The following is a 24,468-nucleotide window of genomic DNA, read 5'->3' as shown; positions in this document are numbered from 1 at the left end:
CCCCTAAGCTGAGACCCGGAATCGAACCGGGATATAATGGAGTTGCAGTCCATCGCGTAGCCTTTCCGCCATCTCAGCATCTTTTGTTACTTTGTTACTTTGTTACTTCGTTACTTTGTTACTTTGCACTCTTATTCCGCAGATGTACACAAATTGAGGGGTTATCTGCCCAGTATCCTGTTTAACTGATACTGATTTATGGGGGCTATACCCATTTGATAAACGGGTATTCTTTTGTGGACTTCTGCGGAAAGTACGCTGTTGACTAAGTTGTGAGTTATATGAGTCGTTTTTATCTGTTCGTCTATACATGATTCATAAAGGGAATTCAACCACATTTTGATTGTTATGCGTACTTCACAATTGTGAAGTCGGTGTTTGCAATTCATTATAACCTTTATTTGTTCCTCCTTCAGGCTAAATGCGCCTTAAAATTTTTTTGTTAAAAGCTTTCCTGTTTCTATTTACAAGAAAACTTTTAAGCCAGAGCCTGGAATCGAACCGGGATAAATGGATCTGCAGTCCACTGCGTAGCCTTTCCGCCACTCTGGCACCACTATTCACAATTGTGAATTAGCAACACATCATACTCGTTTTTAATATTTAAACCTGCTTTTTGAGGCAAAAAATACCTTTTACTTCAAAGAGAAACTGAAATTTTTCTTCACAAGTTTTCTGCTCGTATTGATAGAGAACCTATAAGCATAGTAAATTACTGCATGGTATCTATACAATGCTAGCAGAAATATTTTTTAAAAGGTTACAGCAAGCTATAGTATTCAGAAAAGAAGGAGAAATGAATAATGAACAAGAGTAGTTACAAGAAATTTATTTGAAATCCGATTACTATTGGTTAATGATATGATGCGGAAAAGGTGAAAAATAAATTGTTAACAACATGATCAAAAGAGCTGGTACAATAATATATGGAGCTCCTATAGTTTGGTCTTTTTTCGTATAAATATTCAGAAATCGTGATTCGAAATGCTGCTTATTTTTAATGGTTGATTAGTTAAAATGAGGTTTTTCTTTTCGAAAATATTTTGTGACAGTAAATTTTCAAACAAAAAAGAAAATAGGAGGTTAGGGATTTTATAATCTCAATCAACAACAGTATGAGGAAGTTAATGTTTCGGTTATATTTGGAAACACAGAGTTAGTTAATGTATTATTGGACTCTGTGACAAAGTTCCCATATAACCCTGGATCTTTTCTATTTTCTGCTCTTAGCTGTCCGCGCATTTTTATCCCTGTGCCTGAAATGTGATATCTATTGAATATCCGCCACACTCTGGATTTTCCTTCTTCAAGGAGATCGTTCTCATTTTGAGAAATCTTCTGTTCAATCACATCAAGAGGGCTGGTTATAACTTCAGGAGATACATACTCTACTGCAAGAAGTATATGATATACCATATGCAGGAGAATGTGGAACCCAGTTAGATCAAGAGCTTCCCAGAATATTTCAACCGTAAGCTCATCTTCAAACTCTCGCCATACTTCTTCAGCAATATTTTCATTCAGATCGAGGGCAGAATTTTCTGTTCCGTCAACGATCGCTCCTTTCATACTTTAACCTTATTGAATTCATGCTTTTACCTTCTTCAAATTAGTCTATCTGTTCTGTTTTTTTCCATTTTACCTATCTTTTCAGCTCTTTTTTCGATTGTCATCACATTCGTGAACTGACAAAACATCCTATTCATTATTAATATTTAAATTTCGTTTTTAAGGCAAAAAGTGCCTGCAAATTATCAATATCCGCAGATTGAGGATGTAAATTGCCTGTTTGATAGAAAAAAGCAGTTGTGCAACCTCTCCGATTTCAACAAGAATAGAGATCATTCTCCAGATTATTCTCCAGATTATTCTCCAGATTATTCTCCAGATTATTCTCCAGATTATTCTCCAGATTATTTTTCAGATTATTTTTCAGATTATCTTTCAGATTATTTTCCAGATTATTTTCCAGATTATTTTCCAGATTATTTTCCAGATTATCTTCCAGATTATTTTCCAGATTATTCTCCAGATTACTCTTGCAGGTTCAAGAGATTAAACAGGAATTACTGTGGCTCAAAAATAAGTGTATAATGTTTTGGCATCTGTAATTTTTCAGATATGGAAAGTCATTATATTTGCTAAACATTAGTGAATCATAATTCGGAAATAAGGTGACTTGGAACTGTTTAACCCTGATTATTCAGCTTCAGATATACTTTTTAAAGCTTCGTCAATAAAGTAGGGAGTTTCAACTGGTTTAATTCCTTTTTTCCTTAATTCTTCTCGCGGCCTGCTGCCAATTCTGGAGCAAAGCAAAGCTTCACAGTCAGATATCAAAGAAATTGTTCTGCTTAAAACATCATCGGCATGCCCTTCATCCGCTGAGCCACATAAAGGCATAGTCTCTCTAACTTCTAAGAATTGTATTTTACCACAATCATCAATCTCAAATATAAAAAACCTGGATGCTTTTCCAAAATGCTGGTTGATAACCTTACCATCAGTTGAAACGATAGCGACCTTCATTTTTTCATCCCCATCTTTCCTGTTTAAAAGTAAAAATATAAATTTTATCTGTTTATATGTTAAACAAAACTTGTTTTTATTAATTGTATACAGTTATATGCATTAATGATACACCTGAAGAAAGGAGAAAAACAGTAATTATAATTCTCCTCAAAGTGGTCCTGGTTTTTGATTTTTTCGTGTATGATTATTTTTTGGGATCTTCTGGATCTTCTGATTTTCAACAACAACTCAAAAAATAACCCCAATTTTTATATTAAGTCGCTACTTTATATAAGGCCTTGAGAATTGAATATTTCTTGTTCTCTAAGGTTACACTGTAGTAAGGAACGAGTTTAGGAGAAAAGCCCATAATATAATCCGCAAATCTGGGAACATTTCCTGCCATAACATTCATGTATTCGAAATTTCTGGACTGCAAGTCGAGGAACTCATTATAGTAAAGGAGAGCATTTGATCCTCTAAGGTTAAAAGCCGGATTCCGGGCAGAAGACCAGCCAATCGTACTTTCTTTTCCGTAAAGAGTCAAATGCGCTGCAACGGCTTCTCCTTCTGGAGTTTCGGATATAAGCATGTAACCGATATCTTTTTTTTGAATAAGGTCAAAAACCTTTTCGAAAAACCTTTTGGGTAGTGGTGGTTTGAGATTCTGCCTCTCATACGTTTTGGAAAGCAGACTATAATAAGTTTCAAGGTCATTCCATATCTTTGTCTCAAGCCCCGCCTTTAATACAGACTTGAGGTCCTTCCTTATTGTCCTTGAGATCTTATTATCAACATTTTCCTTCAGATTCAGGTGATGGGTGTAATGGACCTTTGAGTCCCATCCATTCCAGGTAAACGGTCTGATATCCTCAATTCCCGGAGAGAATCTCAGGTGAATACTATCAAAACCCTGTCTGCACAGAAACTTCCTGAGTGCGTCAAAGATTTCGTGAGTTTCCTGCGCTTTTTTATTTGTTCTGGTGCTGGAACTTTCTTTGATAAGAGGTCCGCAGTAGTCAATCATATTACTGGTCGAAGATGCCATCTTGAGGATTCCTTTGAAGTTCCTGACAAATAGAGGGCATCCACCTACAAGCTCATTATCGTTTCTGAAACAACCGTAGAATCTAAGGTCCTTTGAAAGAACATTTCTGTAAGTTTCCAGCCAGTCACTTGTATGAAAAAGTGTACCCGGTTGAGTTTCTTGCACAAGCAAATCCCATTCTCTGTATTCGGATGGTACCAATTCTCTAACTTCAATTTCAGTCATTTTGAATCCCGTTGAATAAAAGTTCGTTTTTCTCATAGTAGATTCAAACTTACACAGTTGAAATACGAAAAATCAATAGTACCAGATTTAAGTTGCTAGTATCAGATTTCGGTTGCTTAAATATCAACATACTAAATACGGTTGGAAGTACCTGATTTTACTATTAGTGTACTTTTGTTAAAATCTCCCGGAGTAAAAATCCTAAACTTTCTTACTAAAAGTTTTCTGATAGAGTTTATGAGAACACTTTTAAGCCAGAGCCTGGAATCGAACCGGGATAAATGGATCTGCAGTCCATTGCGTAGCCTTTCCGCCACCCTGGCACCGGCATTCACAATTGTGAATGAGCAAATCATCATACTTATTCCTAATATTTAAACCTGCTCTTTGAGGCAAAATATGCCTTTTAAGGAACTTTGCGGAAAAGAGGATTTGAAATTTTAATTTTGAAGTTTGGCTTATTATGTTTGCAAGGGAACTTCCAAGACAGATATTGTTATTATATTTGTAAGAGAACTTCCAAGACAGATATTGTTATTATGTTTGCAAGGGAACTTCCTAGACAGATATTGAAACCGAACCGAAATAAAATAGACCTTTCTATTTTAATATTCACATTTTATAATTAATTGGAATCGATCATAAGCTTTTTATTCACAATTGTTAATATTGCACAGTTCACAATTGTTAATCAATTTAGCTTACGATTATATTCACAATTGTTAATCAATTTAGCTTACGATTGTAAACACTACTATTAGTATACGGTAACTGTACTGAGCAAATTCACTGAGTATTTTGCTTTCTGAAGTGCATAATTATGGACAAAGAACTGAATACGAATACTAAGGCAGCTCTGTTAAGCATAGGAAGTGTTCAGGTAGATGATTCTCTTTTTCCTGACAAGCTTGAGAGCAAGGCTACAGCCGGACCCGGAGCAGGTGGCACTTCAATCTTTTTGAAGTCTGGAAACCGAAGGGTGAGGCTTACAATTAATGATGCATCTCCTTTGCGTTTAGTACCGGAAGATGAGCATGTGGTAATTGTTAAAGGCAATGATGTAGTTGCCAGGGGAGCACTTGAACGTCCGCTTTGTCACTGTCCGGAACAGGCATACATTACGCTATCTGAAAAATGTGTGTATGATTGCCAGTTTTGTCCGGTACCGAAAATCCAGGGAGGGATAAAGGATAGTACAAAGGTTCTGAAGATGGTTGAGGAAGCTTATGCAACAGGCGAACTGAAGGCAATTTCCCTTACCAGCGGTGTAGCTGTTTCGCCAAAGACAGAAGTCCAGAGGGCGGCAAGTATCATAAAGCAACTTACGCGTGAGTACGATCTTCCAGTAGGTGTCTCGGTCTATCCCACGACAGGTTCGTCAGAAGAACTTTATTCTGCAGGCGCAGGTGAGATAAAATACAATGTTGAAACTATGGACCCTGAGCTTTTCAGGCGCTTCTGTCCTGACCTCTCGCTCTACAATGTTCTTGATGCTCTCGACAGTGCAGTGAATGTTTTCGGAAAAAATAGGGTTTCTTCGAATTTTATAATTGGCCTTGGGGAAAGTGACGAAACTGTCCAAAAGGGCATCAAGCTCCTTACAAGCCGATGCATAATTCCAATTCTAAGACCTATTTCTCCCAGCCCACTAAGAAAAAATGTGAAGATCACAAGGCCAGACACTGCGCGGCTTTTAAAACTGGGAGGTATGCTGAAGGATATGCTTGACCGTGAGTCGCTCTGTGTCGATAAATCGCGAACAATGTGTCTTCTATGTACTGGCTGTGACCTGACACCTAATAAAGATATTTGAGCACATAGAATCAATTCAGCACAATTTTGAGGAGCAGATTACTGTTTTTCATATAAATCTTGCAATAATTTCCTGAGATTTTTATAGAGGGAAAATTGCAGGTTTGAATTAATCTATTATTTCCACCATTTTTGATACTATTTCCTATAAAGGACATAATTTAATTAGTTCTTGGCTTTTAAGGATAATCTTAGCTATTTTGCGGAAAGAGTTATAAAGCACAAATCTTCACAATTGTGTATATGACAAAGCAATTCACTCTTATGGTTCAATCTGGGAAAAACCGATTTGGAGAAAAGGAAGGATTTGAAACCCTGGAAATAAGGCCAGGGGATACTCTTGCAATTGTAGGCCCAACTGGCTCAGGAAAGTCAGCTTTAATCAATGATATTGAAACTCTTGCGCAAGGAGATAGTATTACAGGCAGGCGAATCCTTATCAATGGCCAGGAGCCTCCTGAATCCTTCGTACGAGAGCCAGCCTTCAAACCCATCGCCCTGATAACCCAGAACACGCGTTGCCTGGCAGATCTTTCAGTCGAAGAATTTCTGCTAATGCATATCAGAGCACGGAAACCAGGTAGAGAAGACTTGCTTGAAGAAACAATAAAGCTTGCAAATACATTTACAGGTGAATCGATTAGCCTGAAAAGCAGGATGAGCGGGTTATCCGGAGGACAGACTCGCTCTCTAATGATCGCAGATGCACTTGTAATCGGCGATACACCTATACTTTTGCTTGATGAGATTGAAAACGCAGGTATTTTTAAAGACCGCGTCATCCAGTCTCTCCAGGGGGGAAACAAGGCAGTAATCCTTGTAACACACGATCCTTATCTTGCTCTTACGGCAGATAGGCGTATAGTGATGAAACATGGCGGAGTTGCGTCTGTAATCGAATCCACAGGAGAGGAGCAGCCTCTTATTGCAGATCTTGCTTTAATCGAAGACAAGCTCCATCAAATAAGAGAAAAACTCAGACAGGGAGCTGATTTTTCGTCCGTTTCTTCAAAGGTTTTTATGACCCCAGCCAAACAAAGCCTCCAGTTTAACAGGGTGTGAGTCAAAATGAAACTTTTAATCGTCGCCGGTCCTCCAAGCGGAGGAAAAACCGCTGTCATTCGCCAGGTTATAAAGAATCTCCCGAAGGGGTCGCTTCCTGCCTTCCTGAAGATTGACGTTGTACACGCGACAGAAGACCAGGAGCTTGCAGAAGAGTTCGAGATTCCTGTCAAAAAGATCTATTCCGGAGACGTGTGTCCTGACCATATGGGAATTCTGGTGCTTGAAGATGCGTTACTCTGGGCTGAAAGTCTGTCCAGAAACATCCTGATAATTGAAAGCGCAGGCCTCTGTCTCAGGTGTACTCCTTACACAACGTACTCACTTGGAATTGCAGTCGTCAGTGCGATCTCAGGAACAAACTCCCCTCTCAAAATGGCTCCTATGCTTGCGCTTGCAGATGTAGCAGTCGTTACCAAGACTGATCTTGTGTCTCAGGCAGAAAAGGAAGTTTTCAGAGAAAGTATCCGAAAAGTTGTCCCAAAAATTGACATTGTAGAGACAAACGCAGTTCAGGGGACCGGTTTACGATACCTTATGAGGCGGATTGCCGATCACCCGGATATAGGATCTGATCAGATCAAGCTCAGAGGTGCTCCCCCGCTTGGTGTATGTACCGTATGTATAGGGAAAAAAGAAATCGGATGGAAAAACCACTTTGGAGTCATCAGGCCACTGGATATGCCAGAACCCTTATACAGAGGCGACTGATGATGAATAACTGGAATCCTCCGGGGAAAAACTGCGGAGCTTGCGGTTCTCAGACCTGTTCGGACTTTGTTTCCAGACTTGAAACGGGATTAACAGAGCTGGATATGTGTCCATTCTATAGTATAGAAAACACCGTAGAAAAGACAGTGCGTCCGGAAAAAATCGTAAGCCTGAAAAACCTCGCTATTCAGGCAAGAAACACTTACTCCGGTGTAGATGTGGCTGGAAAAGAATACGACTTTGTTCTCCTGCCATTTCCGGATGAACCGTCAGCCCGGAAGTTTATAGTGCCCTTCAGGGCAGACCTTGTAGAAAAATGGGATATCAAAAAAGGAGACCTCGTAACTGGCCGTCCGGCAGGTCCAGGATGTCCGGTATATCATGCTTTAAGAGTTCTGAGCGCAAATCCGGTCACAGGCGTAATTGAATGCCATACCGTAGGTCCCATGGTTGCCAGAAAAGAAGATGCCCATGATATTCAGGCATACCATGTGCACGCTTTTGAAGGAATTGCCAGTACTATAAAGAGACCTCCTGTGTTCGGAACCCGTCAATATTTTCTGCCTGGCAACTGCATGATAGGACTTGCACATACGGCTCTTGTGAATATGTGTTTTCAAAAACCTTCTGGACTTCACGTTAGGCTTGAGGACATCAGGATATTATGAAGACTATTGAAAATGTTGAGACTATCGAAAAGGTTGGAAGACTATGAAAACGATTGAAGAAATAAATCAGAAGATTGCAAACAAAGAAGCCATAATCCTTACAGCTGCCGAGCTCAAGTTGATGGTTCGTGATGGAAAAGAGGTGACTGTTGACGACGTGGATGTAGTAACAACAGGAACTTTTGGCGTGATGTCAGGAACTATGGCAGTTATGATGGTGCCGGTAGCTGAAAAAAACAGTTTCGAGAGAGCGGATGCAATCTGGCTAAACGGTGTGCCTGCTCAACCGGGCCCCTGTCCGAACGAAAGGCTCGGGGTTGTAGACCTTGTGATAAACGGGACAGCACATGCAAATGAACAATATGGCGGAGGTCATCTTTTCCGGGACCTTGTAAAAGGGAAAACTATTGACGTGACGGTAGAAGCACACGGAAAGCAATATGAAAACCAGGTTACGCTTGATGAGATCGAATTTGCCAGGATCATTACCACAAGGCTCGCGTTTAAAAATTACAATGCACTGATAAATCCCGCTTCTCCAACGATTAACACTATCTTCTCTGTGACAGGCCTGACAGGTCCATTTACGGAAACAACGGTATCAGGATGCGGTGAAATAAATCCTCTGCAGAACGATCCTTCTCACAGGTCAATAGGTGTGGGTACAAGAGTTCTCTTAAATGGTGCACCAGGTTATATCATGGGAAAAGGGACCAGGGCCAGTCCTGATAAGCCAAACGTCTCAGCATATGCAGACATGAAAGATATGAACCCGACCATGATGGGAGGGATGAAAACAGCACACGGCCCTGAATGCCTTACCTCACTTGCAGTCCCTATCCCTGTCCTTGATGAAGAGATTCTTTCAGGATTAAAAATTCTGGACCAGAATGTCCCGCTACCAGTAGCAGACGTAAACGGGCGCACTGCACATGCAAAAGTGAATTACGGGAATGTATGGGGAGGCACTGATAAAGTTATTCGTGCCGAAAAAGATAGGTGTCTGCACCATCCAGACTGTGCCGCAATGCGCACCTGTCCCACAGAAGCGATTTCAAATGATTGCGCTATCAACAGAGATCTCTGCATCAACTGCGGAACCTGTACGCTCCAGTGTTCTGAAGGAGTATTCCTTGCAAGACTGGGGTCTATAGAACTGGCTGAAGGAACTGTCCCTATATCTCTGAGGCAGTCAGACAGGGCACGGGCAGAAAGGCTCTGTACAATGCTTAAGAACCGTATCCTGGAGCATAAATTCGTACCTACAAAGATGCTGGAACCTCTGTAATCAGTTGTAGAGTTATGAACTTACTCTGCAGTATGGAGATATGAACTTACTCTGGAATTACAGTGCTGATCTCACGTCAGTCAATGCTGATCTCATGTCAGTCAATAATGTTACAGAAAACAGGTTACAAAAGCAGTTCAAAAATTACTGGAAAACTTCATTAGAGACTTATGTTAGAAATTCCTGGATCAGCGTGATATCAGTTACCACAACTGAATAATTGTTTTATATTTTGAAATTCTGGATTTTTGGGCTATTTATTTAACGGCTGGTAATTTTCATGGTTAAAGAAAAAATTGAATCTCGCATTCGTACTCATCAGGAAAATAAACACACTCCAGATAATGATACAAGAAAACTGGATTTTTTGGATTCAGAATTCTCTTGTTCCGAGTATGGAATTAAGACAGAAGTAGTTATAGTCCGGTATGGTGAACTTGCTCTTAAAAGTACTGGAGTCCGAAATTGGTACGAGAAAATCCTTATGAGGAACATTGCCGCAATGCTTGACTCAAGAAACATTCCCTATTCTCAGATCCGGCGGGAATGGGGCAGGATCTTTATCGAGAGTGCGGATCCATGTGCAGCCGAAGCCGCAGCTGATGTTTTTGGGATAGTCTCAACGTCTCCTGCATTGACAGCAGAGCCTACTCTTGAGAGTGCAGCCAGTGTATGTGCTGCCCTCGCCAGGGATCTTGTTTTAGAAGGAGAGTCTTTTGCTATCAGAGCCCGAAGAAGTGGAAACCATACTTTTTCTTCGGCAGACATAGGGAAAAACTGTGGGGATGCTGTTTGGAATGAACTGGAAAAAGAAGGAAAACATCCCAGAGTTAACCTGAGTTCTCCTGATAAGGAAATTTTTGTTGAAATGAGGCAGAACCTGGCTTACGTCTATCTAAAAACATTTAAAGGAGTAGGGGGTCTTCCTCTCGGCACGCAGGGTAGTATGGTAGTTTTAATGTCCGGCGGGCTTGACTCTCCTGTTGCAGCATGGCTTATGATGAAGCGTGGCGTAATGATTACACCTGTTTATTGCAGTAACTCTCCTTATGCAGAAGACGCGGCAAGAGAGCGTGCTTTTGACTGCATCCGGCAGCTCCAAAAATGGGCTCCAGGACATCAGTTTACGACTTATGAAATTCCTCACGGTCCCAATCTCAAGGCTTTTATAGACATTTGCAACCGAAAAAATACCTGTCTTCTCTGCAAACGCATGATGTACAGGGAAGCCTATGAGGTTATGATAAAAGAAGGTGCAAGCGGAATTATCACCGGTTCTTCCCTGGGACAGGTAGCTTCCCAGACTGCTGCAAATATGTATGCTGAAATCTATCAGCTTGCTATCCCGATTTATCACCCTTTGATTGCATTAGACAAAACTGAAATCATGGATATTGCCCGCAAGATTGGGACCTACGATATCTCCAATAGATCAGCAGGTAGCTGTACTGCTGTCCCCGAGCGTCCTGAAATAGGGGCAAAATACGACCTTATCGTACTTGAGGAAAGAAAAATGGATATCGAGACTATGGTTTCCAATGCTATGAAAGGAGCACAAGTCCTTAAACTCTGAGAAAAACTCCAGTACTTCTTTCTGGCCCGTACAAATGTTATTTGCTCTCTTATACTGTTTTCCAGATTAAGAGAAATATTCTCCGGGCCAGGAAGGTATTTCTCTATATTATACACTTTCCCTTAATATCAATAGGAATCTATGAATCTTCTTTCTCTACATTGAAAACTTTTTCTGCTATCTATTTTTACTATCTATTTCTGCTATCTATTTCTGTTATCTATTTCTGTTATCTTTATTATGGTCAGTTTTCAAGGTCTTGTTTTTTCCACATATCCTCATAGCTGGTTAAAGATACCTTGGAAATTTCAGGAGAGTTGCCTTTCTTCACTGAAGCTGTTGCCTTTCCTTTGCCCGCCTCCCTGAGCCGATTAATCTCTTTTATGCTGTCTTCATTGTCTATGCTCAGGACAAAGCTTCCATGGCAGGGCTTTGTATAGGGGAAGACCAGAGCATTACCCTTTGCCCCAACTGCAATTGGTGGTATTCCTATTATATAATAATCTTTGAAGATTTTGTATCCGGGAGATACATAGTAAACTTCGTCAGAGTTTTTCTCAATATACTCCCTTGCCTCCTTGAAGCTCGTCTTTTGCAGGTGGATTGTATACTTCATTTGCTCAATACAGCTCATTTGACGATCTCCTCCATTACCTTATCCAGCTTGTTTTTAAGGCGAACAGGATTGTGAACGTCCTGTGCGACGATCTTTTCACAGTCGAACTCTATGGTTTCGGCCAGAGCATCGGCATTCCTGCCAAAGACTATGGAGTACATCCTGGCCTGAGAAATGGAGCTCATGGTCGTTGCATAAGTCATTCCTGCATCGTTATGCATAAAGGCGAAGCACATATCGAAATCCGTTCTTTTTTCAATGACATCTACTATAGTTTTGTCGAGATCTACCAGCTTTTTTACATAATAGCCGTCGGAATCAGACACTTTCAAAAGTTTGCTTGCAGCAGTTGTCCCGGCAACGGTTACATCGAATCCTAATTTAGTCAGCTTATGGGATAAGTACAGGGCAATACTGGTTTGAATTGGGACCTCGGGACACCCCATCATGAGAAGCATTTTTGCACCGGTCATAAAAATTCATCTCTTACACACTTTATCTGTAAAAATGGATTACACATCAATCCTCAAATTGAGATTTTTCAATTAAGATTTCTTTGGAAACTGATATTTTCTTAATATTATTTTTCTAATAATTTTCGCTAAGGATCATCCTCCTGAAACTGGAGAAAGCAGTGTGATTTCGTCTCCTTCTGAAAGTGTAAGAGAATCAATTTCCTCTTCATAAATTCGTGCACCGTTCAGCATTAAAACCAAATTACTGTGCAGGTATCCGTTCCTGGAAAAAAGCTGGTCTTCAGACTTTCCGGCTCTTTCGCGAAGGGCTTTAAGAAGTTCCCGCATTGAAATGTCGTTCTGGCATTCAAGAAAGCTGTCTGCTCCTAGAATGTCCTTTATCTGAGCAAAAGTTTTTACTCGAATTTTCATGTTTCCACCGTCAGTACTCACATTTTTGTATCACTTTTTCAATCTGTAATTCTATATTCACTCTCGTTTTCTGGACAAAAAGTATTATTACCAATTATGCCCATTTCAGCATATTCACAATTGTGAATGTTCTTGGAAAATTTAATGTTTCCGGTACAGTCAAAAAAATGAACATAAAAGGTCGGTATTCATCCATGGAAAAAGAAAATGTACAGGATGCGTTGCTCAAAGAACTTGCAGGATTAGAGTGTTTACTTGTTTCATATTCAGGAGGAATAGATAGTACTTTGCTTGCATTACTTGCGCAAAAAGTACTTCAGGATAAGGTAAAATGTATACTTTTTGACGCGCCTCTTGTCCCCAGAAGAGCTGTTAAGGAAGCGGAGGAAAACGCACAAAAGTTCGGTATATCCTGCTCTATAATTCCCTTTCCGATTATGGAAAATGAAAAATTCAGAAAAAACAGCCCCAATCGCTGTTATATCTGTAAAAAACAATCTGCCAGGATATTAAAAGATCAGGCTGAAAAACTGGGAATCTCAAAAATAGCCGATGGAATTAATGCTTCCGATCTCAATGAGTACCGCCCCGGACTTCAGGCAAGTAATGAAGAAGGAATCCTGCATCCTTTTCTCTCGCTTGGGATTCAAAAGAAACAGATAAGGCAACTGGCTCAGGACTGTGACTGTGAGTTCTGGAATAAACCGTCATCTTCATGCCTTGCGTCACGAATTCCATATGGGGAAGAAATCACAGTTGAAAAGCTGCAAACTATAGAAAACGCAGAAAATTCGCTGCACGATCTGGGGTTTTCAAATCTGCGGGTAAGGCTTCATGGCAAGATTGCAAGAATCGAGTTAGTGCCTGAAGAGCTTGAAAAGGCAATAAACATGCGAGCTCGAATACTGGAGGTATTGCAGGATTGCGGCTTTTCGTACATTACCCTCGATATTAAAGGATACAGAAGCGGGAGTATGGATGAAGTGTTATGAAGCTCAAAGACTGCATAGCTGACTTCCAAATCTCCAGATACCTTCATTATATGGATAATGCGGCAACGAGCCTTGTTCCCGAGCCTGTAATAGCTGCGATGAACGAATATGACCGGCAATACCGCGCCAATGTTGGAAGAGGAATGCACAGGCTTACAAGGGTTGCAACCCAAAAGTATCAGGACGCACATGATCTGGTCAGCAATTTCATTGGTGGGAAAGAAGGCACTACAGTCTTTACCAAGAATACAACCGAGGCTATCAATATGGTTGCAGCAGGCCTTGACTGGCAGTCAGGAGACCGAATAGTCACAACGATTTTTGAGCATCACTCCAACCTGCTCCCCTGGCTTCGACTGCGTCAGAAAGGCGTTGAACTGGTTGTTATCCGACCAGACGAAGCCGGGATTTTTGATATAGAGGAATTTGAAGAAGCGATTACAGCTAATACAAAACTTGTTGCAGTTAGCCATGCCTCAAACGTACTTGGTACCGTACAGCCTATGCGGGAGATTGCTGACATCTGCAAAACGCAGGGAGCCTATTTTCTGGTTGATGGGGCACAGTCCGTCCCTCATTTTCCTGTAGATGCCCGGCGTATTGGATGCGATTTTTTATGCTTTTCGGGCCACAAGATGCTCGGGCCAACGGGCACTGGCGTTCTGTGGATGAGAGACTCGCTTATTTCTCCTCTCATACTTGGTGGAGGCACAGTCGAGGACGTAACTACTGAGTTTTATTCTCTGACTGGCGGTTATCAGCGATTCGAGGGAGGCACCCCGAACATCTCAGGTGCAATAGGGCTTGGACAGGCGGTAAAATATCTTGAAAACCTGGGGATGGATGCTATCTTCAGGCATGAACAGGAACTGACTGAACGCCTGCTCAAAGGGCTTCCCGATATTGAAAATATTACTATATATGGGCCGCAGGATATGAAAAACAGGATCGGGATTGTCTCTTTTACTATAGATAGAATTCACCCCCACGAAATAGCTTATTTGCTTGACGAAAGAGCCGCAATTCTTGTCCGTTCGGGAGATCACTGCTGTATCCCGTTAATGAAGTCTCTGGGGCTCCAAAACGGCACTGTGAGAGCAAGCTTTTACATGTACAATACTCAGGAGGAGGTTGACCTGCTTCTTGAAACAATTGAAGAAATCGCACGTATCGTGTAAGGAGTATGGTATAATGATGTACAGTACGGTCTCCTGTATAAAATATGATCCCGGATCAATGGTCCCATCGTCTCACGAAGTCGTAATTGAAGTGCCTCTTGCAGTCTTTGTCAACGGCCGCCATGCTTTAACCGCTATGGTAAGCCCGACATTGCTTGAAGAGTTTGTAACAGGACTATTATATACAGAAAGAATTATTCGCAAACTCGAGGATATAGAATCGTTGCACATAGAAGAAAATAGAGAAAGAAACAGAGAGAAAAACAGAGATGAAAACAGGGAGAAAAACAGAGATGAAAACAGAGAAAAAAACAGAGATGAAAACAGAGAAAAAAACAGAGAGAAAAACAGAGAGAAAAACAGAGAGAAAAACAGAGAGAATAAAGAAAAAACAGATGATCCCATCACTCTCAGTGCCAGTGTACTGACAAAAGACCCTTTTTCAATCATGCTTTCAGGCAAAACTGTCCTTTCGGGATGTGGAGGCGATACTTCATATTTGGACGCGGATCGGCTCCCGAAAATCCAGTCGGATATGGTCACTAATGTCTCAACAATTAAAACTATAATGAAAGAAACGCTGGTATCAGATCTGCATACCAGAACAGGCGGCATACATATTATAGGGCTCTTCGGGCCGGAAGGAAAGATTTGCATAATAGAAGATATCGGCAGGCACAATGCCCTTGACAGGGCAATAGGTTACGGACTGAAACATGGTGTGGACTTCTCCAGGACAATTGTGACCTGCTCAGGAAGGATTTCTTCTGAGATGGTAAGAAAATGCCTTATGGCTAATATTCCTATTATCGCATCCAGAGGTGCAACCACTACGCTTGCCATAAGCATGGCAGAGAAAGCCGGCCTTACTGTTATCGGCTTTGTTAGGAGCCAGAAGATGAATATTTACACAGGCGTGGAAAGGGTAAGAAATGAGTAACCTATATTGCAGATGATTTCCGGTAACAATAATTTGATATAAATCTCTGGCACAAGTGCCAGTATGCAGATAAATCACTTTTTAAAACGTTTTTGAGGAATTCTATGAACAAACCATTAAAAACAATAAGAGAAACAAAACCACTCATACATCATATAACGAACTGGGTAACTATCTACGACTGCGCAAATATGACAAGAGCTTTCGGTGCGCTGCCTGTAATGGCGCATGCCCCTGAAGAATGCGCTGAAATGACAGGGATTTCATCGGCTCTTGTGCTTAACATCGGAACCCTGACCTCTGAAATAATCGACTCCATGCTTCTCTCTGCTGCCGCTGCAAACGAAAAGAAAATTCCTATTGTGCTTGATGCCGTCGGGGTCGGAGCTACGAAATTCAGAGACGAAATGGCTGCTAAAATCCTTGGTTCTGCCCGTATCGATATTATAAAAGGCAATTACTCGGAAATTGCAAAACTGGCGGGCGAAAGCGCTGAGACTAAAGGAGTTGAGGCAACATCAATTAATGCAGACCCTGTAAAGATTGCGAAGCAATTTGCAAAATTAAGCTCTTCCGTTATCGTGATGACAGGAAAAGAAGATATTATAAGTGACGGAGAAAGAGTTTTTGTTGTTAAGAACGGGCATGAACTCATGGGGTCGATTGTCGGAACAGGATGCATGGCTGCCTCTGTAATAGGTTTGTTTGCCGCAGTTAATCCGGACTACTGCGAAGCGTCCAGAGAAGCATTATGTTACTTTGGAGTTGCAGGAGAACTTGCAGCAAGTAAATCAAACGGGCCAGGAAGTTTCAAGGTTAACCTGTATGATGAGGTGTTCAACCTGTCGGATGAGAAAGTAAAAAGTATGATGAATTTTGAAGAACAGTAAGTTCCGAAGAAAAATGGAAAACAGTAAGTTCGGAAGAGAAAGAGAAGAATCGTAAGTTCGGAAGAAAAAGAGAAGAATCGTAAGTTCGGAAGAGAAAGAGAAGAATCGTGAGTTTGAAAGAGAAAAAGGTAAATTAAGTAAAAAGAACCATAAGTTCAGAAAAATGAGATTATAAAGAACGTTTTTGAAAAACGTGCGTATCGGATGGATTAATCATCATGAACCAGAAAGACTTCAGCTGGAAAAGTTCCCTTTTGAAAGAAATCGACTTCTACCTTGTGACAGATTCCGGACTTTCTAAAAAAGGGACTTTATCCGATGTAAAGGACGCAGTCGAGTCAGGCTGCAGGATTGTTCAGTACCGGGAAAAGGATAAAAGTACGAAAGAAATGGTCGAAGAGGCTTCAGAAATTAAGAGAATCTGCAGTGGCAGGGCAATATTTCTGGTAAATGACAGGATCGATGTTGCTTTAGCCGTTGATGCGGATGGAGTCCATATTGGCCAGGACGATATGCCTGTTGAAACGGCAAGAAAGCTCCTTGGTGAGGATAAAATAATCGGCCTTAGTGTAAATGACAGAGAGGAAGCAGTCCTGGCGGAAAAATCAGGGACTGACTATTTGGGCCTTGGCCCAATATTCGATACTGCTACAAAAAAAGATGCAGGGAAAGGAATAGGTTCACTTAAAATCCGAGAAGTTAAAGATGCAATAAAGCTTCCTGTAGTTGCTATTGGCGGAATAAACAAGGAAAACTGCGAAAGTGTTATTCAGAACGGAGCTGACAGCCTGGTCGCAATTTCTGCAGTTGTGTGCAGTGACGATGTAAAAAGAGAAACTAAGTACTTTATTGATATGATTCAGCGAATCAAAAAGCATGAGAAGGAATGAGAAGGAATGAGAAAGATTTATTCTCCACTCTTCTCTCTCATGTCAAGCTTTCTAAAAAACGCATATGAAATTCTTCTAATCACAGGCACAAAGAAATGAAAGTACTTGGAAGAACTTTCATGCCAAACACGCATTTTAATAGACTATCTGTTTTTTGAATAGATCCCCTTTCCAGGGTTCATCAAGAATATTGACATTAACCTTTTCTATCCCGCCAGCATTCAAGACTTTTCGCCGGATCTGGTCCTTGAGGTACTCAATCATAGGGCAGGCGCTTGTTGTCAATACAAGGTTTATATCTACATTTGATCCTTCGATTATTACTTCCTTTACCAGGCCCAGTTTGACAATATCCATCCCTACTTCAGGGTCGACTATTTCTTTTAGGAGGGAATAAATTTGCTCATCTTTAAGTACTGTTCCTTGTGGAGTTATTCCGTGCCCGGAAACTAACTCTTCATGCGCCTTAAATTTCTTCCAACCTGCTCAACCGGTCAAGCATCTGGCTTATCACTAGAAGTGCTGGATCTGGTAGCTTATTATGATCTAGTGGTCCTGTATATACGGATGTTTCTGGCCCTGTAATCCGCGCAGGGACACCAACTGCAGTAGCTCCTGGTGGAACTGTCCGGATCACAACTGAGCCGGAGCCAATTTTAGCACCTTTTCCAACAGTGATTGGCCCAAGTACTGATGCTCCTGAACCAATAACCACGTCATTTTCAATAGTAGGATGACGTTTTGTCTTTTCCAGAGCTGTCCCGCCTAATACAACTCCCATATATATCAAAACGTCATCGCCTACCTCAGCAGTTTCTCCGATCACCACTCCGGACCCGTGGTCTATGAAAACTCTCCTTCCAAGCTTTGCTCCTGGGTGGATTTCAATACCTGTTAACATCCTGGAAATGTGAGAGAGCAGACGGGCCAGAAAGTAAAAATGTCTCTCCCAGAGCAAATGAGATATCCGATGTATCCAGACAGCATGCAGGCCAGGATAGCAGCAGATTACCTCAAGCGTAGACCTTGCTGCGGGGTCTTTTTTAAAAACGGTCCTGATATCTTCCCTGATTACCATTCGAAATCTTCCGGTATTAATTGTCAAATCAAACGGTCAGCCAGTATCAGACGAATCAGTCAAACTGTTGCTGATAAATTGGTCAAAAGTTGCTGACAATCAGTCAAAGAGGTCGGTGCTCAGATAACGCTCTCCCGTATCCGGTAAAATTACAATAATGGTTTTCCCGCTCATTTCTTCCCTGGCCGCCACCTGAAGTGCAGCATAGGTAGCAGCGCCTGAGGATATGCCTGCAAGGATGCCTTCTTCCTTTGCCAGGCGCCGGGATGTTGCAGCGGCGTTGTCTCCGGTTACTTTGATTACTTCATCAACAAGGTCAAGCTGAAGTACATCAGGAACAAAACCTGCACCTATACCCTGGATTTTATGTGGTCCAGGGCTTCCGCCGCTGAGCACGGGAGATTCGGCAGGCTCGACTGCAATTGCCTTAAAAGCAGATTTCCGTTTTTTAATTATGCTGGCAATGCCTGTGATAGTTCCGCCTGTTCCAACGCCTGCTACAATAGCATCTGCTTTGCCGTCCGTATCTCTCCAGATCTCCTGAGCTGTTGTCAGCTGGTGGATTTCAGGGTTTGCAGGGTTCTGAAATTGCTGAGCTATAAAGTAAAGTTCAGGGTCGTCGGCAGCCATCTGCTCGGCTTTATTGACTGCTCCTTTCATTCCTTCCATTCCGGGGGTTAGAACCAGCTCTGCTCCCAGGGCTGTCAGCAGTTTTCTTCTTTCTACTGTCATTGTTTCAGGCATAACCAGTATGAGATTATAGCCACGGGCAGCACAGACGCATGCAAGTCCTATGCCGGTATTGCCGCTGGTTGCTTCAACAATAGTGGTACCCTTTTTGATTTTACCTGCAAGTTCGGCTTCTTCAACCATTGACAACCCTATTCTGTCCTTCACACTTCCCATAGGATTAAAGGACTCGACTTTAGCTAACACATCCGCATGCAAACCTTCTGTTATGCGGTTTAACCTGACAAGAGGCGTATTACCAATTGTCCAGGTTATATCGGAATATATTCGTCCCATATTATCTATTGTCTCCTTACCTGCGTCTGCCGCGTGCTTGTTTCGTTCAGATTCAGTATGGGTTTTAATTCGTTTATTATGTTAGAAGCTGTCAGCCATGCAATTTTTTTCACTCGAGCCTTTTTCAGACCTCGTCATAGTTTCTCAAATTACGCTTTAATCCACCTGAAACTCTGAATTTTTGAGCTACAAGTACTGCTGCAACATACAGGTAATTTGCAGGAAATTCACAATTGTGAATTAACCTTATGTTAAATATAGTTATCGAGAAATTTCGTTATCGAATCTCGAGAAATTTCGTTATCGAATCTCGAGAAATTTCGTTATTGAATCTCGAGAAATTTCGTTATTGAATCTCGAGAAATTTCGTTATTGAAAAAACATGCTTGAAAACTGAATAAGATCTTACGATATGGTATAGAAAAACAGTAGAAGACTCGATAAAAGACGGTTTTATGTTTCAGCTTTTTCTTGATTTTTCGCTTCATCTTCCTTATTATCACCAGCTTGTTTTTCCGAACCGCAACCACTACTGCACTTATTTTCAATTCCTCTGGCACTTACACAGATATCACAAACCCTTATTACAAAGTCAGAGACGTTGTTATCGATCAAATCCTGCGCAAGTTTTTCAATCAATTCTTTCGTCTCGCCCTGGAACTCAATCCTGTAGCCTCTTTTTCCCGAAATGTACTGGGAAACTGCCGACGGGGCAATCCCCAGCAACTTTGCAGACGCTGCCTGTGACTGTCCTTTTTTTACAAGTTCGATTGCAAGACTGGCCCTTATTGCGGGAACCAGATCCCACACAATTTTCTGACATGGAGTTTCCACAGTTATCATCACTTTTTGAGATTTTACAATTGAAAATGAATATATCGTATATGCATATAAATTATGGTCATTCAGAAAAATAGTAATGAGTACCGCATGGGCAACAGGAGAAAGAAAAATTTTGAGGAACCTGCTTGATTTTTAACAATTTTCCTAACTCTATGTAAATTATTGGGGTTTTCTCCTGCATATCTCTAAGTTTTCCCGCAGAATTCTACGATAAAACTTAAATAGTCTTGATGCTATGGATATTCACAATTGTGAAGGTGTGAGTGTGACCATTGAAAACAAGACCATTTACATGGACAACTCTGCTACAACTCCTGTAAGGAGAGAAGTTGTCGAAGAGATGCTTCCCTACCTGACCGAGAATTTTGGAAACCCTTCTTCTATCTATGAGATCGGAAAAATCTCAAAACATGCAATAGACAAAGCAAGAACAAAGGTTGCCAATGCTCTCGGGGCCGAAGAAAACGAGATATATTTCACATCCGGAGGCACGGAATCCGATAACTGGGCAATTAAGGGTATAGCCTTTGCAAACCGGAATAAAGGAAAACACATAATCACTTCTTCTATCGAACACCACGCAGTTCTGCATACCTGTGCCTGGCTAGAAGGACAGGGCTTTGAGGTAACATACTTGCCTGTTGACAAATATGGAATGGTATCCCCTGAGGAGTTGAAAAAGGCAATTCGAGACGATACTATCCTTATTTCCATAATGCTTGCAAACAACGAAATAGGTACAATCCAGCCTGTAGAGGAAATCGGAAAAATTGCGAAAGAGAACCGGATCTATTTCCATACGGACGCTGTACAGGCAATAGGCCATGTTCCTATCGATGTTAAAAAAATGAATATCGACCTTCTCTCACTTTCAGGACATAAGTTTGAAGGCCCAAAGGGCTGTGGAGCTCTTTACATTCGAAAAGGGACAAAAATAGATATCCTTCTGCACGGTGGGGCTCAAGAAAGAAAGCGCAGGGCCGGAACCGAGAATGTCCCTTCCATTGTGGGGCTTGGAAAAGCTATAGAGCTTGCAACAGCCGAAATTGAGGAATCCAATAAAACTCTATTGGAGCTGAGAGAGCGCCTCATAAAAGGACTTTTGAAAATCCCGAAAACCCATCTCAATGGGCATCCTACACAGAGGCTTGCAAATAATGTAAATGTCACATTTGAATACATAGAGGGCGAATCGCTTCTGCTGCTACTGAACGCAAAAGGAATTTTCGCATCTACCGGAAGCGCATGTAATTCTTCTTCTCTCGAGCCTTCTCACGTGCTTACAGCTTGCGGAGTCCCGCATGAAATCGTTCACGGTTCACTCAGACTTAGCCTCGGAAGGATGAATTCCGAAAAAGATGTGGACAGGGTACTTGAGGCTGTGCCTGATATCGTACAGAAACTGAGAAATATGTCTCCTCTGACCCCTAAAGAGTACAGGACTATTTGAGGGGCAACCGTTTACGATATTGAATAAACTGAAGTCGTTTTTAAAAGTTTTGAATATTTTAGAGTAACCGAAAACTAAGAGCCTGTAATTGAAAAGTAACACTGGAGGACAACTCATGGACTACAGCCTTAAAGTAATGGATCATTTTTCAAACCCGAGAAACATGGGAAGCATTGAGAACAGTGACGGCGTAGGAGAGGTCGGAAACGCGAAGTGTGGAGACATAATGAAAATCTACCTCAAGGTCGAGAATGATCGGATTGCGGATGTAAAATTCCAGACCTTCGGGTGCGGAGCTGCAATTGCATCGAGCAGTATGGCAACTGAAATGATTAAGGGAAAAACCCTGGAAGAAGCCTGGAAACTGTCAAATAAAGCCGTCGCAGAAGCCCTTGATGGCCTTCCTCCGATTAAAATGCACTGTTCAATGCTTGCAGAAGAAGCGATTCATGAGGCAATTAATGATTATCTAAAGAAAAAAGGGCTTGAGCCATGGGATGAATAATCCCGGCTCTTATGGCCGATCCTGGAAACTATAGTACATTGAAATCCCGGAGCACATAAATGGAGAAATATACAGCAGAAAAATATACCAGGCAGATAATGCTTTTTGGGGAAGAAGGTCAGGAAAAGTTAAGGAAAGCAACAGTGTTTGTTATCGGAGCAGGAGGGCTTGGATCTCCGGTTTCCACTTACCTTGCAGTTGCAGGTGTTGGAAAAATAATACTTGCAGACTTTGATTCGGTAGAACTCAGCAACCTTAACAGGCAATTTCTCCATCATGAAAAGGATGTCGGAAGAGAAAAGACCACATCCGCAGAGGAAAAGCTCCTTTCCCTGAATCCGGAAATAAAAGTCGAGACTATCAAGGAAAAAATCACGGCTGAGAATGCAGGCTCAATAGTTCCTCCATGTGATATTATAATAGACGCTCTTGATAATTTTGATACAAGGCATGTGCTGAACAGGCTTGCAGTGGAACGGAATATACCCCTGGTTCATGGAGCAGTCTCAGGCTACAGAGGTCAGGCAACAACAGTAATTCCGGGAAAGACACCATGCCTTTGCTGTATCTTTCCAACCTCCTTTAAAAAAGAAGTATTTCCTGTACTTGGAACTACTCCGGGAGTAATAGGAACTATTCAGGCTAATGAAGCGATTAAGTATCTGACAGGGCAGGGAGAGCTGCTGGAAAATCGCCTTTTGTTATGGGACGGGCTTTCATGCTCTTTCAGTGAACTGAAGATTAATAAATCAGAAAATTGCCCGGTCTGTGGAGTTAATAAAAGAAAATGAAATTATTCCTGAATTAATCTTTCATCTTTCTTCACTTCCTTAAGTCATCATTTATCTTTTATTAACTTTTTAAATTCATCATTGTCCCTTCATTCAGTGCTTAAATTTTACATTATCCTTTTATTAATTACTCCTGGAGTATAAGGAACACTCCCTGCAATATAAGGAATAGATCGTTATGGAAAACGAGTTAATTATAGAAGAGATAAAAAAACTTAAAGTCGAAAGGAATGCAGTTATCCTTTCCCACTTTTACACTCGCGGCGAAGTTCAGGAAGTTGCGGACTTTATCGGGGATTCGCTTTCCCTTTGCAAAGCTGCAGTTAGTTCAAAAGCTGATGTTATAGTTTTTGCAGGCGTTCACTTTATGGCAGAATCTGCAGCAATAATTTCTCCTCAGAAGACAGTCCTCTTACCCGTACCCGATGCAGGTTGCCCTATGGCTGATATGGTTACTGCTGAGTCTCTGAGGGCCGCAAAAGAAAAACATCCCGAGGCTGCAGTCGTATGCTATGTCAATAGTTCGGCAGCCGTAAAAGCTGAATCCGATATATGCTGTACGTCTGCAAATGCAATAAATGTGGTAAATTCAATTGAGGAACGGGAGATTATATTTATTCCGGACAAAAACCTGGGAGCTTTCGTATCCCTTCATACTGATAAAAAGATACATCTCTGGCCAGGATTCTGTCATGTTCATGACAATATCAGTGAAGAAAATCTAGAAGAGTTGAAAAAATTTCATCCTGATGCTGAGTTTCTTGCACATCCAGAATGCAGGCCTGAAGTCCTGAAATTTGCAGATCGGGTTCTCAGTACATCAGGAATTGTAAATGAAGTTGAAAGTTCAGGTTCCACGGAATTCATAATTGGAACCGAAAGGGAAATTGTTAGAAACCTGAAAAGGAAATACCCGGGTAAGAAGTTCTATCCCGCTTCAGAGAAGACTTTTTGCTACAATATGAAGAAAATAACCCTTGAGGCTATCCTGAACAGCTTGCAGAATATGGAATATGAAATCCATGTCCCGGAAAATATAAGGGTCAAAGCCAAAAGAACCCTGGACAGGATGCTTGAGATAAGCAGATCCTGAAATTTAAATGGCAAGGGAAAAATCAAGGGCTCCATACTTTTTTCCTTAACTTTTCACGGAAATTTTTTAACAAAAAATTTTCCGGGACTTTCAAATTCCCACATGTTTTATTATTACAAATAATTATTTATACTTTAATTTATTATTATAAGTAATTGTCTGTATTAACATCTATTACTTAATAGGTAGTTATTTATAGTAGGTTCACGATTGTGAACAAACAATCACAATTGTGAACAAATGTAAGAAGATTGTGAATACATACAAAAAGAGATAAGCGTCAGGATGGCAGAGTGGTGATGCTTCCGGCTGCAACCCGGAATTATGTGAGTTCGATTCCCACTCCTGATTTGTCCAAAAGGTAAAAAGAAGTTTAATAAAGTTGGTTAAA

At 41.2% G+C, this 24,468-nt stretch carries 26 protein-coding genes and 3 tRNA genes; 16 read left to right on the top strand and 13 right to left on the bottom strand.

Going from position 1 to position 24,468, the window contains the following annotated elements; translation table 11 throughout:
• Positions 1 to 6 precede the first annotated feature (6 nt).
• The 3 genes from MSVAZ_RS20155 to MSVAZ_RS07495 all read right to left on the bottom strand — a co-directional run bounded on the left by MSVAZ_RS20155 (position 7) and on the right by MSVAZ_RS07495 (position 1,569).
• Positions 7 to 78 (bottom strand) — tRNA-Cys (locus MSVAZ_RS20155).
• Between the two features lie 403 nt (positions 79 to 481).
• Positions 482 to 552 (bottom strand) — tRNA-Cys (locus MSVAZ_RS07500).
• Positions 553 to 1,104: 552 nt separating this feature from the next.
• On the bottom strand, positions 1,105 to 1,569 hold the full coding sequence (locus MSVAZ_RS07495; protein WP_048119862.1) for a hypothetical protein: 465 nt from the start codon (positions 1,567 to 1,569) through the stop codon (positions 1,105 to 1,107).
• A 171-nt stretch (positions 1,570 to 1,740) separates the two neighbouring features.
• Here MSVAZ_RS07495 and MSVAZ_RS07490 point away from each other — a divergent pair, with 171 nt between their 5' ends.
• Positions 1,741 to 2,094 (top strand): hypothetical protein, encoded by a 354-nt coding sequence (locus MSVAZ_RS07490; RefSeq protein ID WP_157206037.1) that lies wholly within the window; start codon positions 1,741 to 1,743, stop codon positions 2,092 to 2,094.
• Positions 2,095 to 2,199: 105 nt separating this feature from the next.
• Here MSVAZ_RS07490 and MSVAZ_RS07485 read toward each other — a convergent pair whose 3' ends face one another.
• The 3 genes from MSVAZ_RS07485 to MSVAZ_RS07475 all read right to left on the bottom strand — a co-directional run bounded on the left by MSVAZ_RS07485 (position 2,200) and on the right by MSVAZ_RS07475 (position 4,107).
• Positions 2,200 to 2,529, bottom strand: coding sequence for a NifB/NifX family molybdenum-iron cluster-binding protein (locus tag MSVAZ_RS07485; protein ID WP_048119858.1), 330 nt, complete (start codon positions 2,527 to 2,529; stop codon positions 2,200 to 2,202).
• 256 nt (positions 2,530 to 2,785) lie between these two features.
• Positions 2,786 to 3,784, bottom strand: a complete 999-nt coding sequence (locus MSVAZ_RS07480) for a GNAT family N-acetyltransferase (protein ID WP_048119856.1) — start codon at positions 3,782 to 3,784, stop codon at positions 2,786 to 2,788.
• A 252-nt stretch (positions 3,785 to 4,036) separates the two neighbouring features.
• Positions 4,037 to 4,107: transfer RNA gene (locus MSVAZ_RS07475), tRNA-Cys, on the bottom strand.
• A 497-nt stretch (positions 4,108 to 4,604) separates the two neighbouring features.
• Here MSVAZ_RS07475 and MSVAZ_RS07470 point away from each other — a divergent pair.
• From MSVAZ_RS07470 to thiI, 6 genes are all read left to right on the top strand, one after another.
• Positions 4,605 to 5,597, top strand: coding sequence for a radical SAM protein (locus MSVAZ_RS07470; RefSeq protein ID WP_048119854.1), 993 nt, complete (start codon positions 4,605 to 4,607; stop codon positions 5,595 to 5,597).
• Between the two features lie 242 nt (positions 5,598 to 5,839).
• The gene (locus tag MSVAZ_RS07465; protein ID WP_048119850.1) at positions 5,840 to 6,658 is read left to right on the top strand and encodes an ATP-binding cassette domain-containing protein; all 819 of its coding nucleotides are present in this window, start codon (positions 5,840 to 5,842) and stop codon (positions 6,656 to 6,658) included.
• A gap of 6 nt (positions 6,659 to 6,664) precedes the next feature.
• Entirely contained in the window at positions 6,665 to 7,369 is a 705-nt protein-coding gene (locus tag MSVAZ_RS07460; RefSeq protein ID WP_048119847.1) for a GTP-binding protein, read from the top strand.
• Positions 7,369 to 8,037, top strand: coding sequence for a (Fe-S)-binding protein (locus MSVAZ_RS07455; protein ID WP_198146813.1), 669 nt, complete (start codon positions 7,369 to 7,371; stop codon positions 8,035 to 8,037). Before MSVAZ_RS07460 ends, MSVAZ_RS07455 begins: the two co-directional genes overlap by 1 nt.
• A 43-nt stretch (positions 8,038 to 8,080) precedes the next feature.
• Positions 8,081 to 9,325: a methanogenesis marker 16 metalloprotein gene (locus MSVAZ_RS07450; RefSeq protein ID WP_048119845.1), complete on the top strand. Its 1,245-nt coding sequence runs from the start codon at positions 8,081 to 8,083 to the stop codon at positions 9,323 to 9,325.
• A 280-nt stretch (positions 9,326 to 9,605) separates the two neighbouring features.
• Positions 9,606 to 10,898: a tRNA uracil 4-sulfurtransferase ThiI gene (gene thiI / locus MSVAZ_RS07445; RefSeq protein WP_084626094.1), complete on the top strand. Its 1,293-nt coding sequence runs from the start codon at positions 9,606 to 9,608 to the stop codon at positions 10,896 to 10,898.
• A 244-nt stretch (positions 10,899 to 11,142) separates the two neighbouring features.
• Here thiI and MSVAZ_RS07440 read toward each other — a convergent pair whose 3' ends face one another.
• From MSVAZ_RS07440 to MSVAZ_RS07430, 3 genes are all read right to left on the bottom strand, one after another.
• Entirely contained in the window at positions 11,143 to 11,532 is a 390-nt protein-coding gene (locus MSVAZ_RS07440) for a DUF1894 domain-containing protein (RefSeq protein WP_048119843.1), read from the bottom strand.
• Complete coding sequence (locus MSVAZ_RS07435) at positions 11,529 to 11,963, bottom strand: DUF1890 domain-containing protein (protein ID WP_232316250.1); 435 nt, start codon at positions 11,961 to 11,963, stop codon at positions 11,529 to 11,531. The genes MSVAZ_RS07440 and MSVAZ_RS07435 overlap by 4 nt, the downstream gene beginning before the upstream one ends.
• 159 nt (positions 11,964 to 12,122) lie before the next feature.
• A complete protein-coding gene (locus tag MSVAZ_RS07430; protein WP_048119839.1) occupies positions 12,123 to 12,401 on the bottom strand; it encodes a MoaD/ThiS family protein in 279 nt (92 codons plus the stop codon).
• Positions 12,402 to 12,568: 167 nt separating this feature from the next.
• Here MSVAZ_RS07430 and larE point away from each other — a divergent pair, with 167 nt between their 5' ends.
• From larE to thiE, 5 genes are all read left to right on the top strand, one after another.
• A complete protein-coding gene (larE, locus tag MSVAZ_RS07425) occupies positions 12,569 to 13,393 on the top strand; it encodes an ATP-dependent sacrificial sulfur transferase LarE (RefSeq protein ID WP_232316249.1) in 825 nt (274 codons plus the stop codon).
• Positions 13,390 to 14,571, top strand: coding sequence for an aminotransferase class V-fold PLP-dependent enzyme (locus MSVAZ_RS07420; protein WP_048119838.1), 1,182 nt, complete (start codon positions 13,390 to 13,392; stop codon positions 14,569 to 14,571). The genes larE and MSVAZ_RS07420 overlap by 4 nt, the downstream gene beginning before the upstream one ends.
• A gap of 13 nt (positions 14,572 to 14,584) precedes the next feature.
• Positions 14,585 to 15,511, top strand: coding sequence for a formate dehydrogenase accessory sulfurtransferase FdhD (gene fdhD / locus MSVAZ_RS07415; RefSeq protein WP_048119837.1), 927 nt, complete (start codon positions 14,585 to 14,587; stop codon positions 15,509 to 15,511).
• A 104-nt stretch (positions 15,512 to 15,615) separates the two neighbouring features.
• Positions 15,616 to 16,401: a hydroxyethylthiazole kinase gene (gene thiM, locus MSVAZ_RS07410; protein WP_048119834.1), complete on the top strand. Its 786-nt coding sequence runs from the start codon at positions 15,616 to 15,618 to the stop codon at positions 16,399 to 16,401.
• 218 nt (positions 16,402 to 16,619) lie between these two features.
• On the top strand, positions 16,620 to 17,291 hold the full coding sequence (gene thiE / locus MSVAZ_RS07405; RefSeq protein WP_048119830.1) for a thiamine phosphate synthase: 672 nt from the start codon (positions 16,620 to 16,622) through the stop codon (positions 17,289 to 17,291).
• Between the two features lie 135 nt (positions 17,292 to 17,426).
• On the opposite strand, the gene MSVAZ_RS21150 is transcribed toward thiE, so the two are convergent.
• From MSVAZ_RS21150 to MSVAZ_RS07385, 4 genes are all read right to left on the bottom strand, one after another.
• Positions 17,427 to 17,648 carry a metal-sulfur cluster assembly factor gene (locus tag MSVAZ_RS21150; protein ID WP_232316248.1) on the bottom strand — a complete coding sequence of 74 codons (222 nt, stop codon included), beginning with the start codon at positions 17,646 to 17,648 and terminating at the stop codon, positions 17,427 to 17,429.
• 109 nt (positions 17,649 to 17,757) lie between these two features.
• Positions 17,758 to 18,369, bottom strand: a complete 612-nt coding sequence (cysE, locus tag MSVAZ_RS21145; RefSeq protein ID WP_048119828.1) for a serine O-acetyltransferase — start codon at positions 18,367 to 18,369, stop codon at positions 17,758 to 17,760.
• A 99-nt stretch (positions 18,370 to 18,468) separates the two neighbouring features.
• On the bottom strand, positions 18,469 to 19,395 hold the full coding sequence (gene cysK, locus MSVAZ_RS07390; protein ID WP_048119826.1) for a cysteine synthase A: 927 nt from the start codon (positions 19,393 to 19,395) through the stop codon (positions 18,469 to 18,471).
• Positions 19,396 to 19,848: 453 nt separating this feature from the next.
• Positions 19,849 to 20,238 (bottom strand): transcriptional regulator, encoded by a 390-nt coding sequence (locus MSVAZ_RS07385; protein WP_231592524.1) that lies wholly within the window; start codon positions 20,236 to 20,238, stop codon positions 19,849 to 19,851.
• 235 nt (positions 20,239 to 20,473) lie between these two features.
• Between MSVAZ_RS07385 and nifS the strand changes: the two genes are divergently transcribed.
• The 4 genes from nifS to nadA all read left to right on the top strand — a co-directional run bounded on the left by nifS (position 20,474) and on the right by nadA (position 24,077).
• Entirely contained in the window at positions 20,474 to 21,688 is a 1,215-nt protein-coding gene (nifS, locus tag MSVAZ_RS07380; RefSeq protein WP_048119822.1) for a cysteine desulfurase NifS, read from the top strand.
• Between the two features lie 115 nt (positions 21,689 to 21,803).
• A complete protein-coding gene (gene nifU / locus MSVAZ_RS07375; RefSeq protein ID WP_048119820.1) occupies positions 21,804 to 22,193 on the top strand; it encodes a Fe-S cluster assembly scaffold protein NifU in 390 nt (129 codons plus the stop codon).
• A gap of 59 nt (positions 22,194 to 22,252) precedes the next feature.
• Complete coding sequence (locus MSVAZ_RS07370) at positions 22,253 to 22,984, top strand: HesA/MoeB/ThiF family protein (RefSeq protein ID WP_048119818.1); 732 nt, start codon at positions 22,253 to 22,255, stop codon at positions 22,982 to 22,984.
• 178 nt (positions 22,985 to 23,162) lie between these two features.
• Positions 23,163 to 24,077 (top strand): quinolinate synthase NadA, encoded by a 915-nt coding sequence (gene nadA, locus MSVAZ_RS07365; RefSeq protein ID WP_048119816.1) that lies wholly within the window; start codon positions 23,163 to 23,165, stop codon positions 24,075 to 24,077.
• Positions 24,078 to 24,468: the final 391 nt, after the last annotated feature.

Origin of the sequence: Methanosarcina vacuolata Z-761 (assembly GCF_000969905.1) — an archaeon.
Lineage (GTDB): Archaea > Halobacteriota > Methanosarcinia > Methanosarcinales > Methanosarcinaceae > Methanosarcina > Methanosarcina vacuolata.
The sequence above is the reverse complement of the archived record's forward strand: the minus strand, read 5'-3'. Positions and strand labels throughout refer to the sequence as shown.

Bases quoted from the DNA above. Each gene is read 5' to 3' on its own strand.
- MSVAZ_RS07495 (WP_048119862.1), bottom strand. From the start codon at position 1,569: ATGAAAGGAGCGATCGTTGACGGAACAGAAAATTCTGCCCTCGATCTG.
- MSVAZ_RS07485 (WP_048119858.1), bottom strand. From the start codon at position 2,529: ATGAAGGTCGCTATCGTTTCAACTGATGGTAAGGTTATCAACCAGCAT.
- MSVAZ_RS07480 (WP_048119856.1), bottom strand. From the start codon at position 3,784: ATGACTGAAATTGAAGTTAGAGAATTGGTACCATCCGAATACAGAGAA.
- MSVAZ_RS07470 (WP_048119854.1), top strand. From the start codon at position 4,605: ATGGACAAAGAACTGAATACGAATACTAAGGCAGCTCTGTTAAGCATA.
- MSVAZ_RS07465 (WP_048119850.1), top strand. From the start codon at position 5,840: ATGACAAAGCAATTCACTCTTATGGTTCAATCTGGGAAAAACCGATTT.
- MSVAZ_RS07460 (WP_048119847.1), top strand. From the start codon at position 6,665: ATGAAACTTTTAATCGTCGCCGGTCCTCCAAGCGGAGGAAAAACCGCT.
- MSVAZ_RS07455 (WP_198146813.1), top strand. From the start codon at position 7,369: ATGATGAATAACTGGAATCCTCCGGGGAAAAACTGCGGAGCTTGCGGT.
- MSVAZ_RS07450 (WP_048119845.1), top strand. From the start codon at position 8,081: ATGAAAACGATTGAAGAAATAAATCAGAAGATTGCAAACAAAGAAGCC.
- thiI (WP_084626094.1), top strand. From the start codon at position 9,606: ATGGTTAAAGAAAAAATTGAATCTCGCATTCGTACTCATCAGGAAAAT.
- MSVAZ_RS07440 (WP_048119843.1), bottom strand. From the start codon at position 11,532: ATGAGCTGTATTGAGCAAATGAAGTATACAATCCACCTGCAAAAGACG.
- MSVAZ_RS07435 (WP_232316250.1), bottom strand. From the start codon at position 11,963: ATGATGGGGTGTCCCGAGGTCCCAATTCAAACCAGTATTGCCCTGTAC.
- MSVAZ_RS07430 (WP_048119839.1), bottom strand. From the start codon at position 12,401: ATGAAAATTCGAGTAAAAACTTTTGCTCAGATAAAGGACATTCTAGGA.
- larE (WP_232316249.1), top strand. From the start codon at position 12,569: ATGAACATAAAAGGTCGGTATTCATCCATGGAAAAAGAAAATGTACAG.
- MSVAZ_RS07420 (WP_048119838.1), top strand. From the start codon at position 13,390: ATGAAGCTCAAAGACTGCATAGCTGACTTCCAAATCTCCAGATACCTT.
- fdhD (WP_048119837.1), top strand. From the start codon at position 14,585: ATGATGTACAGTACGGTCTCCTGTATAAAATATGATCCCGGATCAATG.
- thiM (WP_048119834.1), top strand. From the start codon at position 15,616: ATGAACAAACCATTAAAAACAATAAGAGAAACAAAACCACTCATACAT.
- thiE (WP_048119830.1), top strand. From the start codon at position 16,620: ATGAACCAGAAAGACTTCAGCTGGAAAAGTTCCCTTTTGAAAGAAATC.
- MSVAZ_RS21150 (WP_232316248.1), bottom strand. From the start codon at position 17,648: ATGGATATTGTCAAACTGGGCCTGGTAAAGGAAGTAATAATCGAAGGA.
- cysE (WP_048119828.1), bottom strand. From the start codon at position 18,369: ATGGTAATCAGGGAAGATATCAGGACCGTTTTTAAAAAAGACCCCGCA.
- cysK (WP_048119826.1), bottom strand. From the start codon at position 19,395: ATGGGACGAATATATTCCGATATAACCTGGACAATTGGTAATACGCCT.
- MSVAZ_RS07385 (WP_231592524.1), bottom strand. From the start codon at position 20,238: ATGATAACTGTGGAAACTCCATGTCAGAAAATTGTGTGGGATCTGGTT.
- nifS (WP_048119822.1), top strand. From the start codon at position 20,474: ATGGATATTCACAATTGTGAAGGTGTGAGTGTGACCATTGAAAACAAG.
- nifU (WP_048119820.1), top strand. From the start codon at position 21,804: ATGGACTACAGCCTTAAAGTAATGGATCATTTTTCAAACCCGAGAAAC.
- MSVAZ_RS07370 (WP_048119818.1), top strand. From the start codon at position 22,253: ATGGAGAAATATACAGCAGAAAAATATACCAGGCAGATAATGCTTTTT.
- nadA (WP_048119816.1), top strand. From the start codon at position 23,163: ATGGAAAACGAGTTAATTATAGAAGAGATAAAAAAACTTAAAGTCGAA.